This is a genomic window from Nocardia sp. NPDC049220 (genome assembly GCF_040647855.1).
Taxonomy (GTDB): domain Bacteria; phylum Actinomycetota; class Actinomycetes; order Mycobacteriales; family Mycobacteriaceae; genus Nocardia.
Genome location: NZ_JBEZDA010000001.1, coordinates 141,189 through 155,940, shown reverse-complemented (window position 1 = coordinate 155,940; position 14,752 = coordinate 141,189). Strand labels below are relative to the sequence as shown.

General features: G+C 66.4%; 12 protein-coding genes. 10 read left to right on the top strand and 2 right to left on the bottom strand.

Going from position 1 to position 14,752, the window contains the following annotated elements:
* Nucleotides 1-105: 105 nt before the first annotated feature.
* Nucleotides 106-1,416, top strand: a complete 1,311-nt coding sequence (gene aroA / locus AB0C34_RS00655; RefSeq protein ID WP_357065872.1) for a 3-phosphoshikimate 1-carboxyvinyltransferase — start codon at nt 106-108, stop codon at nt 1,414-1,416.
* A complete protein-coding gene (gene rsgA, locus AB0C34_RS00650) occupies nt 1,413-2,417 on the top strand; it encodes a ribosome small subunit-dependent GTPase A (protein WP_357068368.1) in 1,005 nt (334 codons plus the stop codon). Before aroA ends, rsgA begins: the two co-directional genes overlap by 4 nt.
* A gap of 42 nt (nt 2,418-2,459) precedes the next feature.
* Here rsgA and AB0C34_RS00645 read toward each other — a convergent pair whose 3' ends face one another.
* Nucleotides 2,460-2,837 carry a nuclear transport factor 2 family protein gene (locus AB0C34_RS00645; RefSeq protein WP_357065870.1) on the bottom strand — a complete coding sequence of 126 codons (378 nt, stop codon included), beginning with the start codon at nt 2,835-2,837 and terminating at the stop codon, nt 2,460-2,462.
* A 544-nt stretch (nt 2,838-3,381) separates the two neighbouring features.
* Here AB0C34_RS00645 and AB0C34_RS00640 point away from each other — a divergent pair.
* Nucleotides 3,382-3,729, top strand: coding sequence for a DUF732 domain-containing protein (locus AB0C34_RS00640; protein WP_357065867.1), 348 nt, complete (start codon nt 3,382-3,384; stop codon nt 3,727-3,729).
* 112 nt (nt 3,730-3,841) lie between these two features.
* Here the strand turns inward: AB0C34_RS00640 and secA are convergent, their stop codons facing one another.
* Nucleotides 3,842-6,703, bottom strand: coding sequence for a preprotein translocase subunit SecA (secA, locus tag AB0C34_RS00635; RefSeq protein ID WP_357065864.1), 2,862 nt, complete (start codon nt 6,701-6,703; stop codon nt 3,842-3,844).
* Between the two features lie 668 nt (nt 6,704-7,371).
* Between secA and AB0C34_RS00630 the strand changes: the two genes are divergently transcribed.
* The 7 genes from AB0C34_RS00630 to AB0C34_RS00600 all read left to right on the top strand — a co-directional run bounded on the left by AB0C34_RS00630 (nt 7,372) and on the right by AB0C34_RS00600 (nt 14,651).
* Complete coding sequence (locus AB0C34_RS00630; protein ID WP_357065861.1) at nt 7,372-8,793, top strand: wax ester/triacylglycerol synthase family O-acyltransferase; 1,422 nt, start codon at nt 7,372-7,374, stop codon at nt 8,791-8,793.
* Nucleotides 8,794-8,833: 40 nt separating this feature from the next.
* Nucleotides 8,834-9,388, top strand: coding sequence for a hypothetical protein (locus tag AB0C34_RS00625; RefSeq protein WP_357068366.1), 555 nt, complete (start codon nt 8,834-8,836; stop codon nt 9,386-9,388).
* A 155-nt stretch (nt 9,389-9,543) separates the two neighbouring features.
* Complete coding sequence (locus tag AB0C34_RS00620; protein ID WP_357065859.1) at nt 9,544-10,701, top strand: ferredoxin reductase; 1,158 nt, start codon at nt 9,544-9,546, stop codon at nt 10,699-10,701.
* A gap of 45 nt (nt 10,702-10,746) precedes the next feature.
* The gene (locus AB0C34_RS00615) at nt 10,747-12,192 is read left to right on the top strand and encodes a fatty acid desaturase (protein WP_357065856.1); all 1,446 of its coding nucleotides are present in this window, start codon (nt 10,747-10,749) and stop codon (nt 12,190-12,192) included.
* Between the two features lie 104 nt (nt 12,193-12,296).
* Complete coding sequence (locus AB0C34_RS00610; RefSeq protein WP_357065853.1) at nt 12,297-13,550, top strand: fatty acid desaturase; 1,254 nt, start codon at nt 12,297-12,299, stop codon at nt 13,548-13,550.
* A 79-nt stretch (nt 13,551-13,629) separates the two neighbouring features.
* The gene (bluB, locus tag AB0C34_RS00605) at nt 13,630-14,265 is read left to right on the top strand and encodes a 5,6-dimethylbenzimidazole synthase (RefSeq protein ID WP_357065850.1); all 636 of its coding nucleotides are present in this window, start codon (nt 13,630-13,632) and stop codon (nt 14,263-14,265) included.
* Nucleotides 14,266-14,471: 206 nt separating this feature from the next.
* Nucleotides 14,472-14,651: a hypothetical protein gene (locus tag AB0C34_RS00600; RefSeq protein WP_357065848.1), complete on the top strand. Its 180-nt coding sequence runs from the start codon at nt 14,472-14,474 to the stop codon at nt 14,649-14,651.
* Nucleotides 14,652-14,752: the final 101 nt, after the last annotated feature.

Below are 14,752 nucleotides of genomic sequence, written 5' to 3'. Positions count from 1 at the left end.
CCAGCTCAACCATCACTTCCGAGCGAAGCGAGATCGAGCATCGCCCGTTCGCGGCCGGGCTCGCGAACCCGCGGCGCCGCAGGCGCTGCCGAACCAACACAACCGATGGGCGATGATGGACGAGTGACTTTCTGGCCAGCGCCCCATGTCGATGTACCCGTGCACGCGACCGTGACCCTGCCCGGATCCAAATCGATCACCAATCGGGCCTTGATCCTGGCGACTCTTGCCGACGGTCCGTCGACGATCTCTGGTGCGCTGCGTAGCCGGGACACGAACCTCATGATCGCCGCGTTGCGCACGCTGGGCGCGAGTATCGACGATGACGGCGACACGGTGACCGTCACTCCGGCCCTGTTGGGCGGCGGCACGGTCGATTGCGGCCTCGCGGGCACGGTGATGCGTTTCCTCCCGCCGGTCGCGACGTTGGCGTCGGGCGATGTGGCATTCGACGGTGACGAGCAGGCTCGGATCCGCCCGCTGCGCACCATCCTGCAAGCGTTGCGCAGCCTCGGCGCGGATATCGACGGTGACGCGCTACCGTTCACCGTGCACGGCACCGGCGCGCTGCGCGGCGGCACGGTGACGATCGATGCGTCGGGGTCGTCGCAGTTCGTCTCGGGCCTGCTGCTGTCGGCCGCCCGTTTCGAGGAGGGCCTGGTCGTGCATCACGACGGGAAGCCGCTGCCCTCGATGCCGCATATCGAAATGACCGTGGAGATGCTGCGCCGTGCCGACGTGCAGGTGCAGGCGCCCGTGGACAGCCGCAAAGCGCAGACCTGGATCGTACAACCCGGACCGATCCGAGCGGTGGACTGGGAGGTCGAGCCGGATCTGTCCAACGCCACCCCGTTCCTCGCCGCGGCCGCGGTCACCGGCGGCGTGGTCAGCATTCCGCATTGGCCGCGGCTGACTACCCAACCGGGGGACGTGATCCGCGAGATTCTGGTGCGGATGGGCGCTGAGGCGCGGTTCTCCGACAGCGTGCTGACTGTGCGTGGCCCCGATCGCTTGGCGGGCATCGATATCGATCTGCACGACGTGGGCGAATTGACCCCGACCGTCGCGGCCCTGGCCGCGCTGGCCGACTCCCCGTCTCGGTTGCGTGGTATCGGGCATCTGCGCGGGCATGAGACGGACCGGCTGGCCGCACTGTCCACCGAGATCAACCGACTCGGCGGCACGGTCACCGAGACCGAGGACGGTTTGGAGATCATGCCAGCCGAGTTGCACCGCGGCACCTGGCACTCCTACGCCGATCACCGCATGGCGACGGCGGGTGCGATTCTCGGCCTTCGGGTTCCCGGCGTCGAGATCGAGGACATCGGGACCACCGCGAAGACCCTGCCGAACTTTGTCTCGCTGTGGGAGCGGATGCTCGATTCCACGTCATCCGATGCGGGGGCGGCGCACTGAACCGGGCAGGACGCGCGACCGCCAGCTACGACGAATCCGACGTCCGCATCCGGCCCGGTCGGACTTCGCGCCCGCGCACCAAGACCCGGCCGCGGCACAACGATGCCGAAGCCGCCATGGTGGTCTCGGTCGATCGGGGGCGCTGGGGGTGTGTGCTCGATGGTGATCCGGCTCGCCGGATCGTGGCGATGCGGGCCAGGGAACTCGGACGCACCCCGATCGTGGTGGGCGACCAGGTCGACGTGGTCGGCGACCGATCCGGGAAGCCGGACACTCTCGCCCGCATCGTGCGAGTCGCCGACCGGACAACGGTGTTGCGCCGCACCGCCGATGACACCGATCCCTTCGAGCGGATCGTGGTCGGCAACGCCGAGCAGCTGTTCATCGTGGTCGCCTTGGCCGACCCGCCGCCGCGTACCGGATTCGTCGAGCGTGCGATGGTCGCGGCGTATGCCGGTGGGCTGCGGCCGATCCTGTGCCTGACCAAATACGACTTGGCCGCCGACTCCGAGTTCGCGTCGTCCTTCGACGATCTGGACCTCACCATCATCTACGGTGGCGTCGACGACCCGCTGGCGCCGGTTCTCGAGCTACTCGACGGCAGGCTCACCGCCCTCATCGGACACTCCGGTGTGGGCAAGTCGACGTTGGTGAATCGCCTTGTGCCGGAGGCGGCTCGGGCGGTCGGCGAGGTCTCCGGCGTCGGCAAGGGCAAACACACATCCACCCAGTCGGTGGCGCTCCCCCTCCCCGACGGCGGCTGGGTGATCGACACCCCAGGCGTCCGCTCGTTCGGCCTGGCCCACATCAACCCCGACGATGTCATCGCTGCCTTCGACGACCTCGCCGCCGCCATCGACGACTGTCCCCGTGGCTGCACCCATCTCGGCCCACCTGCCGATCCCGAATGCGCCCTCGACCACCTCCCCGGCAAACAACGCCGGGTGGCCGCCATCCGGATATTGTTGACCGCCCTCAACTCCAATGACAGTTGGTCGTAACGCGGCGAATCCCGCGAGCGCATATCGGATGATGCTGCCGCCCTAGTGTCCGTTGGGCTGTCGTGGCGCGAAGGGCCATTCCTCGAACCAGGCGCAGCGCCCGTCGCCGTCGAATCGCAGTACCCACAGATCGCGCCAGCGCGACGGCTCGTCCTTCGCGTACTCGACCTCGACACGGACCACCGCGTTCGGCCAGTCCACGGCAACCACCTCGGTCTCCATCGTGAACGCCTCGCCCGGCCCGTCCCGACCGCCCGCCCAGAAATCGGCCAGCGAGGTCAGCCCGATCAGTGGCTCGGCCCATGGCGAAATCAGATATCCGGCATCAGCGGTGAAGAGATCAGCGAGCCGTTCGGTACCCGGCGCCCGCCAAGCCCGTTCGTATCCGGCAACCCATGCTTCGACAGCCGCGCGGTCCACGCCAGCAAACTACCCCCGTTCCCCGTGTCGCACGCGCATTCCGCGAACCGCCGAGTGTCGTGCCCGACCAGTCCCTTCGGCACTCGGTGGACCGGAGTTCTCCGCCAGACTTCGAGGAACGCCATCTCCTACGCGACGGCAGCACAGGTCAGCGAACTCGGGCAACGCGCATACCGGCTCTACGTCGATTTCGGCCCGGGGTCGCCCGGCAAGCTGCGGTGCACCGTTCGGATGGCTCCCGGTTTCGGCGGTCGGCGATGGACTGCGGACAAGCCGATCGCGGCGAGTCCAAACCCCAGGCAGGTCGACACCCGAAAGATTCGACGGAAGGTCCGCGAAATTCGCTACCGCGCAGCGTTTTCCGCTAGCGTCCATACGCTGCTACCAGGGGTTATGCAACTGCGCTCTGCGCGCTCGCAGAACAGGGGTCCGGGGACATGACCCGGTCCAGGTCTCGATAGCGACAGCGACGGACGCCGCGAGCTACCGCCGCCGCAGGCCAGTAACCAGCTCATTCAACCCGATTCCGATCCCGGAAGGACCCATGCGCAATCTCGTCATCGCCAGCGTCTTCTGCACCGCGCTGATCTTCGGCGGCGCGCACACCGCGATCGCCGCGCCGAACCCCAGTTCGGCGAGTGGCACTTCCAGCCCGGCGCGCAGTAGCGCCGACCGGCAGTTCCTGCGCGAAAGCTACTACGAGGACGCCAGTTACAGCATGCAGAACGCTGTCATCGAACTGGCTCGAACCGAATGCGACTACCTGAACAAGCACGGCAACACCGCCGGCAATCGGATCTATCTGGCCGACGAGACCAACAAATTCGTCGACTACCCATTCTTGTTCCTGGGTGCGGCGGTTGAAGCGTATTGCCCGTGGAATCGATTCTGAATCGAGCTCCCAGCCATGCCGTGATCGGCACACCACTGGCTCATGATCCGCGCACAGTGACAGCGCAGGCGCCCGGGGAATCCCCGGGCGCCTGCGCGCTCAGCCGATGACCTCAGTGCCGACGGCGGGTCTTCGGCGCACGCGTGCCTTTCGCCTCCGACCGGGCCGCCTCGCGACGCTCGCGACGGGTGGGCTGGGTCGTGTCGGCACCGTATTCCTCGGCGTCGCTGTGCACCTCTGCGCGGCCGCCCTCATTGGGGCCCGAGTAGCTGAATCCGCGGGCTCCGGCCTGGTCGATGCCCTTGGCGCGCAAGGCGGCTGGGGCGCCGTGGCCGTTGGCGACCCGAGCCTCTTCGGTGGGCAGCGGGCGCGGCGCGGTCATGGCGCCGACCGGCGAACGCAGGCCGGGGTCGACCGCGACGCCTTCCGGCTGCGGCTGCTGCACTTCGACCTGGAGGTTGAACAGGAATCCGACGGACTCCTCCTTCAGGCCGTCGAGCATAGCGGTGAACATGTCGAAGCCCTCCCGCTGATACTCGACCAACGGGTCGCGCTGTGCCATGGCGCGCAGGCCGATCCCTTCCTTGAGGTAATCCATCTCGTAGAGGTGCTCGCGCCACTTGCGATCGAGTACCGACAGCAGCACTTGCCGTTCGAGATTGCGCATGCTGCCCACACCCGCGAGGCCGTCGATCTCGGATTCGCGACGCTCGTAGGCATCGTGCGCGTCATCCAGCAGCGCCTCGAGCAGTTCTTCGCGTGATAGTTCGCCCGCTTCCCCGATCTCGGTTTCGCCGGTCAGATCCTGGTAGGCGATCCCCACCGGGTACAGCGTCTTGAGCGCCGTCCACAACTTGTCCAGGTCCCAGTCCTCGACATAGCCCTCGGCGGTGGCACCGTCCACGTACGCGGTGATCACATCCGTGATCATGCTCTGGACCTGGCCCTCCATGTCCTCGCCGCGCAGGATCCGTTCGCGCTCCGCGTAGATGATGGTGCGCTGCTGATTCATCACCTCGTCGTACTTGAGCACGTTCTTGCGGATCTCGAAGTTCTGCTGCTCGACCTGGGTCTGCGCGCTCTTGATGGCCTTGGAGACCATCTTCGCCTCGATCGGCACATCGTCGGGCAGGTTCAACCGGGTCATGATCGCTTCCAGCGCTGCGCCGTTGAAGCGGCGCATCAACTCGTCGCCCAGCGACAGGTAGAAGCGGGACTCGCCCGGGTCGCCCTGACGACCGGAGCGGCCGCGCAACTGGTTGTCGATGCGGCGCGACTCATGGCGCTCGGTGCCCAGCACATACAGGCCACCCGCGTCGCGAACCGCCTCCGCGTCCTCAGCGGTTTGCGCCTTGACCTGCTCCAAGGTAGGCAGCCACGCCCGCTCGTAATCGTCGGGCGTCTCGACCGGGTCGAGCCCCTGCTTGCGCAGCAGGACGTCAGTGACGATGTCCGGGTTGCCGCCGAGCACGATGTCGGTACCGCGACCGGCCATGTTCGTCGCGACCGTCACCGCGCCCGGACGACCGGCCTCGGCGATGATCTCGGCTTCCTTCTCGTGGAACTTCGCGTTCAGCACGTTGTGCGGGATGCCGCGCTTGGTGAACTGTTTCGACAGGTACTCCGAGCGCTCGACGCTGGTGGTACCGATCAGCACCGGCTGGCCGTTCTCGTGCCGCTCGGTGACGTCGTCCACTACGGCGGCGAACTTGGCCTCTTCGGTCTTGTAGATCAGATCGGACTGGTCGGCGCGGACCATCGGCCTGTTCGTCGGGATCGGAACAACGCCGAGGTGGTAGATCTGGTGCAGCTCGGCGGCCTCGGTCTCGGCGGTACCGGTCATGCCGGACAGCTTGTCGTAGAGGCGGAAGTAGTTCTGCAACGTGATCGTGGCGAGGGTCTGGTTCTCCGCCTGGATCTCGACCTCTTCCTTGGCCTCGATCGCCTGGTGCATGCCCTCGTTGTAGCGGCGTCCCACCAGGATGCGGCCGGTGAACTCATCGACGATGATCACTTCGCCGTCGCGGACGATGTAATCCTTGTCGCGGGTGTAGAGCTCCTTGGCCTTGATGGCGTTGTTCAGGTAGCTCACCAGCGGTGAGTTGGCGGCCTCGTACAGGTTGTCGATGCCGAGCTGATCCTCGACGAACTCGACGCCTGCCTCGTGCACGCCGATGGTGCGCTTCTTGATGTCGACCTCGTAGTGCAGGTCCTTCTTCAGCAGCGGGGCGATGCGCGCGAACTCGGCGTACCACTTGGACGAGGCGTCGGCCGGACCCGAGATGATCAGCGGGGTGCGCGCCTCGTCGATCAGGATGGAGTCGACCTCGTCGACGATGGCGAAATTGTGCCCGCGCTGCACCAGGTCTTCCAGCGAGTGGGTCATGTTGTCGCGCAAGTAGTCGAAGCCGAACTCGTTGTTCGTGCCGTAGGTGATATCGGCGTTGTAGGCCACCCGCCGTTGAGCGGGGGTCATACCGGACAAGATCACGCCCACCTCGAGGCCCAGGAAGCGGTGCACCCGGCCCATCCACTCGGAGTCGCGCTTGGCCAGGTAATCGTTGGTGGTTACCACGTGCACGCCGTCACCGCTGATCGCGTTGAGGTAGGCGGGGAGCACCGAGGTGAGAGTCTTGCCCTCACCGGTCTTCATCTCGGCGATGTTGCCGGTGTGCAGCGCCGCGCCACCCATCATCTGGACCTTGTAGTGCTTCTGGTTCAGCACGCGCCAGGATGCCTCGCGGGCCACCGCGAAGGCCTCGGCCATGAGCTGGCCGAGCGGGTCGACTTCGCCGTCCTCGACCATGTCGGCGTAGCGCTCGCGGAACTCGTCGGTCTTGCCGCGCAGCTCGGCGTCGGTGAGATCCTCGTATTCCGACTCGAGGTCGAGGACTTGGTCGGCGAAGTTCGACAGTCGCTTGACCATGCGACCCTCACCAATCCGTAGCAACCTCGTCAGTGTCAGCGCAGGCACGGGTCTCGTCAGTCCTCTGGTCGGTGTGTCAGTCGTCTCGTCGGCCCCCCGGGCCGGTGTGCGGACCCACACGGTCGCGTGGAATCCGCTGCACGCTTCATGGTAATGCGGCACCCATGGTAGGCGTCGACGAGCAGCGATGTGCCGCCTCACCCAGGTCGTCACGCCCCCTGACGAGCACGCCCTCTCTCACGGTACGCGCCGGACGCGGGTGGCGTCCGTCCGCGGGACGCGCTATCCGGGGAAGCCGGCCACCTGCGCACGGCATCGGCACTGTCCACGCGGACAGCGAACTCCCCGCGAATCCCTTGCCCCGGAACCTGTTTCCCGCGGTCGTCTCAGCGTGGACGAACATTGATCCCGCGCTGTGCCCGTCCCACAACGTCGACCCGGCTGAACGCACCGACCGGGTGGCGGTGGACAGGCGGGGTTCCTCAGATCCGGCGCGGCGACCGACACGCTGAGCGACCGTACGATCGTCCACGGTGCATCCTGCTTCCCGCTGTGATCGAATCGGGTTCTCGAGCTCGAACGCAAGAGCGTGGCACGGACCACCCGGGCGGGGAAGCGGCACTGATTTCACCGGATATGCCACAACAGGCGAGGCAACCGCTGATGCGGCAGCACAATGGATGGGGACGGCATCGGGAAAAGGAGTACCGGGCAGCGTGATCACGAGACTGACGCCGCAAGACGCGGAGTTCTACCGGCTCGAGTCGAGCAGCAATCCGATCCATATCGGCTCCCTCGCGATCGTCCGCAGCACCGACGCCGGCGACGGCGCCGGCCCACCGATCCTGAACTACGACCGGTTGGTCGACCTGGTCGAGAGCAGGCTCCCGCTGGTACCGAGGTACCGGCGCAGGGTGCGCGAGATCCCGCTGGCGCTCGGGCGGCCGGTTTGGGTCGAGGACAGCCGATTCGACATCACCTACCACATCCGGCGCTCGGCGCTCCCTGATCCCGGCACCGACGAACAGCTGCACGATCTGGTCGCTCGACTCGCCTCGTATCCGTTGGATCAGAGCAGGCCGTTATGGGAGATGCATCTGATCGAGGGCCTGTCCGAGGGCCGCTGCGCGATCTTCACCAAGTCGCATTCGGCGCTGGTCGACGGGGATACCGCGCTGGAGATCGGCCATGTGATCCTCGACACCGGGCCTTCACCTCGGGAACTGGCCGACGACGCCTGGATCGCGCCCCGCGAACCCAGCGATGTCGAACTGCTGGTCGGCGCGCTGACTCATCTCGCCGCGCAGCCGCGCAAGGCTTGGGAGGTGGCGCGCGACGCGAGCGCCGGAGCCTTCGCGGTGATCGGCACGGCGGGGCGCGCGGTGGACTCGGTGGTCTCGGCGGTGCGGACAGCGGCCACCGGCGCACCGGACAGTCCGCTCAACACCCGCACCTCCCGCAACCGGCGCTTCGATGTGGTGCGGACCGATCTGGCGGACTACCGCACGATCCGCGGGCGCTTCAACTGCTCGATCAACGACGCGATCCTCGCGGTGGTCACCGGTGCGCTGCGTAACTGGCTGCTCTCGCGTGGCGAGGCGCTCACCGAGTCGACCACGCTGCGGGCAGTCGTTCCGATGTCGGTGTATGTCGAAGGAAGCGACGGGGACCAGCTGAAACCCGAGGCCGAGGTGTCGTCGTTCCTGATCGATCTTCCGGTCGGCGAGCCGAATCCCGTGATGCGGTTGTCGCACATCGCACACGCCACCGAACTCAACGGCAGACAGCGGCGCGGCATCCGCGCGCGCACCCTCGTCCATCTGGCCGGGTTCGCTCCAGCCAGCCTGCATGCGATGAGCGTGCGCGCGGCGAGTACGTTCGCAGAGCACACGTTCAACTTGGTGATCACCAACGCGCCGGGTCCGCAGACGCCGATGTTCATCGGCGGCGCGCGGATGCTGGAGATGTACCCGGTGTCGCCACTGCTGCGCAATCAGGCGTCGAGTATCGGGATCACGTCCTACGACGGACGCGTCTTCTACGGACTCAACGCCGACCGCGACGCGATGGCCGACATCGACGTGCTCGCCGCGGCGGTGCGCGAGTCCATGGAGGAGATGCTCGGTGCCTGCGTCTGACGACACGAAGCTACGGGTTTACATCCCGGCGACGGTGCCGATGCTGCGCGAACTGGTCACGAACCGGGAGCTGGCCGCCGTCAGCGGCACCGCGTTCGCGGTCACGCCCGCGCTGCGTGAGGCGTACGCCGCCGGTGACGACGAGGAACTCGGCGAAGTGGCCATGGCCGAAGCCGCCCTCGCCTCGCTACGCCTGCTCGCCGCCGAGCGCGAGCAGATCACGGAGCCGGGTGAAGAAGAGGAACACACAGAACCGACAGCGCCACCAGTATCGACCGATGACGACGCGCCGTTCTCGTCCGGCAGCCCGGTCTACCGGCGGGCGGTGATCGCCGCCGACGTGAACGGCACGAAACTGCGCCCCGACCTCGACGACGCTGTCGTGCGACTCGCGGGTCCGATCAGCTACCAGCAGATCGCCTCGGTGCACGTCGACCTGGCCGACGCGGAGCCGGCCGTGGCCAAGGCTGTCGACGTGATCGACGCGGCCGATCTCGGCGATATCGACGCCGAGTTCGTGCTCGGCGATGCCGAAGACCATCAGCTGGCCTGGTACGCCGCGCAGGAACTGCCCTTCCTGCTCGATCTGCTCTGAGCCGTGAGCCGGCGGGCCCGATCGGTGTTCGGCGCGGGTTCGCCGAGGCTTACTCGCCGCGTCAACCTACGATGCCGTAACCTTGCTGCCGAGGCGGTGTCCGATCGGTTCGACGGTGGCCGACGCATCCGACGACGAGGAGACGAACGGCAGCGATGGGCTCGAAAAAAGCGGCATTCTCGGTGCGGGGCGTCCGTGCGTGGCTGGAGGCGCCTGCCGCGAGTGTCGCCGAACGCGGTGGCAAGCTGAACGTGCTGCGCGGCGCCGTCGCCAGGATGACCACCCCGCTGCTGCCGGACGACTATCTGCACCTGGCCAACCCGCTGTGGTCGGCGCGGGAACTGCGCGGGCGCATCGTCGAGGTGCGCAAGGAAACCACCGACTCCGCGACCCTGGTGATCAAGCCGGGCTGGGGGTTCGACTTCAAGTACCAACCCGGTCAGTACATCGGCATCGGCATCCTGATCGACGGCCGCTGGCACTGGCGCTCGTACTCGTTGACCTGTCCGCCGAACTGGTCCGAACCGGGACACGGCGGCAAGCGACTGATTTCGATCGCGGTGAAGGCGATGCCGGAGGGGTTTCTGTCCAGCCACCTGGTCAGCGGCGTTCCGGTCGGCACCGTGGTCCGGCTCGCGGCGCCGCAGGGCGGATTCGTGCTGCCCTACCCGCCGCCGGAACGGGTTTTGTTCCTCACCGCGGGCAGTGGCATCACTCCGGTCATGTCGATGCTGCGCGCGATGGACCGTCGCGAACTGGTCACCGATGTAGTGCATCTGCACTCCGCTCGCACCGCCGACGACGTGATGTTCGCTGCGGAGTTGCGCGCACTGCACGATCGGAATCCGAGTTTCCGCTCACAGCTGCATCTGACCGGCGAGCACGGTAAGTTCGCGCTCGCCGACCTCGACACGACGTTCCCGGACTGGCGTGAGCGGCAGACCTGGGCGTGCGGGCCCGCCGCCATGCTGGACGAGATCGAAAAGTACTGGCGCGACGCGGACCTGTCCGACCGGCTGCATGTGGAGCGGTTCGAGATCGAACGCTCGGCGGTCGGCGAGGGCGGCACGGTCACCTTCGGTAAGACCGGACGCACCACCGAGGTGGACGGCGCGACCAGCCTGCTGGAGGCGGGCGAGTCGGTTGGTGTCCAGATGCCGTTCGGCTGCCGCATGGGCATCTGCCAAACCTGTGTCGTCACGTTGCGGTCCGGCCATGTCCGCGATCTGCGCAACGGCGACGAGCACCGCGAGGGCGACAAGGTGCAAACCTGCATCTCGGCGGCCGCCGGCGACTGCACCCTGGACGTGTAGTCCGGCAGGTACCCTCGATCTAAATCGAGTAGTGAAAGGACCCCGGTGGCCATCACCGATATCAAGGCGTTCGCCCACCTCACGGCAGGCGACATCGAAACCCTGGGGCAGGAGCTGGATTCGATCCGGCGCTCGATCGAGCTGTCCCGCGGTGCGCGAGACGCGAAGTACATCCGACGCACGATCGCCGCACAGCGTGGTCTGGAGGTGGCCGGACGTGTCGTATTGTTCGGCAGCCGCGACCGCTGGGCCTGGCTGACCGGCACCGCGCTGCTCTCGGTCGCCAAGATCATCGAGAACATGGAGCTCGGGCACAATGTCAGCCACGGGCAGTGGGACTGGATGAACGACCCGGAGATCCACTCCAGCTCTTGGGAGTGGGACATGACCGGCCCCTCGTCACAGTGGCGCCGCGCGCACAACTACTCCCATCACACCTACACCAACGTCCTCGGCAAGGACGAGGACCTCGGCTTCGGCATTTTGCGGATGACCCGCGACGAACCGTGGCGGCCGGTCCACCTGGTACAACCCCTGGCGAACCTGGTGCTGGCCGCGACGTTCGAGTGGGGCATCGCGCTGCACGACTGGAGCATCGAGAAAGAGCTGGCGGGCACCCCGCCCCGACAGCTCATGTCGCCGCCGAACCGGGAATTCGGCCGCAAGATCTCCCGGCAGTTGGCCAAGGACTTCCTGATCTACCCCGCACTCACCGGACCGGCCTTCAAGCAGACCCTGAAGGCGAACGCGACGGCCAATCTGGTGCGCAACCTGTGGGCATACGCGGTGATCTTCTGTGGCCATTTCCCGGACGGCGCGGAGAAGTTCACCATCGAGCAACTCGAGAACGAAACCAGCGGCGAGTGGTACCTGCGTCAGATGCTGGGCAGCGCCAATTTCAAAGCCGGCCCCGCGATGGCGTTCATGAGTGGCAATCTGTGCTACCAGATCGAGCACCACCTGTTCCCGGACCTCCCCAGCAACCGGTATCCGGAGATCGCGGCACGGGTACGCGAACTGTGCGACAAGTACGACCTGCCCTACACCACCGGTTCGCTGGGCAAGCAGTATCTACTCGCCTTCCGCACTATCCACAAGCTCGCTCTGCCGGACCGGCTGCTCAAGGCGACCGCCGATAATGCCCCCGAAACCTCCTCGGAACGCAAATTCGTCGGCATCACGCTGCCGTCACTCGGCGATCTACCGCTGCCGGCCGCGGAGTCCACGCATTGGTTGCGCATCGACCCAGAGACCGGCAAGCGTCGCGGTCTGCGTTCGGCGCTGCGCGAAGCGAAGGTCGCACTCAAAGAGAAGGCACGCCAGGAGAAGCAGATGCTGCGCGAGGCGAAGGCGACATTGCGGGAGAAGGCCAAGCACGAGCGGGCGCTACTTCGCGAGGCCACCCACGCACTGCAGGAACGCGCCCAGGAACAGGCGGCACTGAGCCGGAAGGCCGTGCGGGACAAGTCTTTTCGCTTCAGCCGCAGGTGACTTCGACCGACGGCGGACCGTCCGGGCCGTAATGCGGCCCCGGGCGTGGTTGTGACCATTTCCACACAACCTACGGTCTCGTAACTTACGGTAGAGTAACCGGCATGGCGATCTCGGATGTCAAGGAATACGCGCACCTGACCGAGGCCGATGTGGAAGCACTCGGCGCGGAGTTCGACGCGATTCGACGGGAAATCGAAGCTTCGCGCGGCGAGCGCGACGCGAAGTACATCCGCCGTGTCATCCGGCTCCAACGCGCACTGGAGATCAGCGGGCGCGCGGTGCTGTTCGCGAGCTCCGCGCGCCCGGCCTGGCTGGCCGGCGTGGCACTGCTCAGCACCTCCAAGATCATCGAGAACATGGAGATCGGGCACAACGTCATGCACGGTCAGTGGGACTGGATGAACGATCCGGAGATCCACTCCAGCTCCTGGGAATGGGACAACACGGGCCCGTCCAAGCACTGGAAACACACGCACAACTACCTGCACCACAAGTACACCAACGTGCTCGGCATGGACGACGACATCGGCTACGGCCTGCTTCGGGTGACCCGCGATCAGCGATGGAAGCCGTTCAACCTGGGCAACCCGGTCTTCAACCTGCTGCTACAGCTGTTCTTCGAGTACGGCGTGGCCATCCAGCATCTGGAACTGGGCAAACTTGCCGCAGGCCGGTACAAGCCGGGCAGCCCGGAGCGCGACGAGTTCAAGCGCAAGCGCGGCGAGGCGTTCAGCAAGATCGGCAAGCAGGTCGTCAAGGACTACGTGATCTTCCCCGCGCTCACCGGTCCGGCATTCTTCTCCACCCTGACCGCCAACCTGGCCGCGAACGCGGTCCGCAACGTGTGGACCAACGCGGTGATCTTCTGCGGGCACTTCCCCGATGGCGCGGAGAAGTTCACCAAGGCCGACATCGACGGCGAGACGCAGGGCCAGTGGTATTTGCGCCAGATGCTCGGCAGCGCCAACATCTCCGGCGGACCGGTCATGCACTTCATGACCGGCAACCTGAGTCATCAGATCGAGCACCATCTGTTCCCCGACCTGCCGAGCAACCGGTACGCCGACATCGCGGTGCGGGTGCGCGAGCTGGCCGACAAGTACGACCTGCCCTACACCACCGGCTCGCTCCCGGTGCAGTACTTCAAGGCCTGGCGAACCATTCTCAAGTTGTCACTGCCGAACAAATACCTGCGTGCCACCGTCGACGACGCCCCCGAGACCGCGTCCGAGCGCAAGTTCGGCGGCAACGCGGCGGCCACCATCGACCCGGTCACCGGCAAACGACGGGGACTGCGGACCGCTATCGCGAAGAGCCGACGCCGGTTCACGCGGCGCTCGGCCGCCCTCGGCTGACCGCACGGCGACCTGTACCGCTCGGCGACCCGCCCCCGGGCGGTACAGGCGTGCTGGCGCTGCTGGTTGACTGAGGATCGTGTGTGCTGATGATCTGAGCGTCTACGAGGCGATCCGGCTCCGTCGCGACGTGCGCGCGGAGTTCACCGGCGACATCGTGGACGACGTGACGCTGTGGCGGATTCTCGAGGCCGCACATCAGGCGCCCAGCGTCGGAAACTCCCAGCCGTGGGACTTCGTCGTCGTCCGCGACCCGGCGACACTACGAGAGTTCGCCGACCACGTGGCGAGCAAGCGCGTCGAATTCCGGAGCACGTTGCCGCCCGAGCGGGCCGCGACGTTCGACCCGATCAAGGTAGAAGGCATCATCGAGAGCGGCACCGGCATCACGGTCAGCTATGACCACGGCCGCGGTGGACCACAGATACTCGGTCGAGCGACCGTGCCCGAGACCGGGATCTATTCGACCGTGCTCGCGATTCAGAACCTTTGGTTGGCCGCCACCGCCGAAGGGGTCGGCGTCGGCTGGGTGTCGTTCTACGACCCCGCGTTCCTCACCGAACTGGTCGGCCTGCCCAACGGCATCCGTCCGGTCGCCTGGTTGTGTGTGGGCCCGGTCCACCGATTCCAGCTCATCCCCGACCTGGAGCGCTTCGGTTGGCGCACCAGACGACCGCTGACCGATGCCGTGCACCGAGAGAAGTATCGCGGTTGACGATCCGTCGAGCGCTCACCACTGCGAACTCCGCGCGCTCGGCCGTGCCGTCGAGTCTTGCGGTGCGGATCTCCACCCGCGCCGACACCGGTGCGTCGAGTTCACCCGGCAGAGTGGATCATTCATGATTCAAATGCCGGGCGAGTGGGTACGACAAGGCGGAACTGCTTCGTAGGCAGTCTGCTTCGTTTCAGGAGGTTTGTGCAGTGGCCAAGGTTGATGCTATTCGGCTGTCGAACGAGCTGGGCATCGACCTGGTGCAGGCGGCGTTGCGCTTGCGCCGGGAGAGCGCACCCGGCGAAACGGATTACGACACCTGTTTGCGGCTCATCGCCGACGAGGGGCGCGTTCGTCGGCCGCGCCCGCCGGAGCAGTCACAAGCCTAGTGCGCCTCGCTCGCCGAGGGTGGACACCGGCCAGCGACCATCCCCTCCACCGCCGCTGAACCGGTCTGCCGCACCGCATGCCATCGCACGATAGGCCGCAG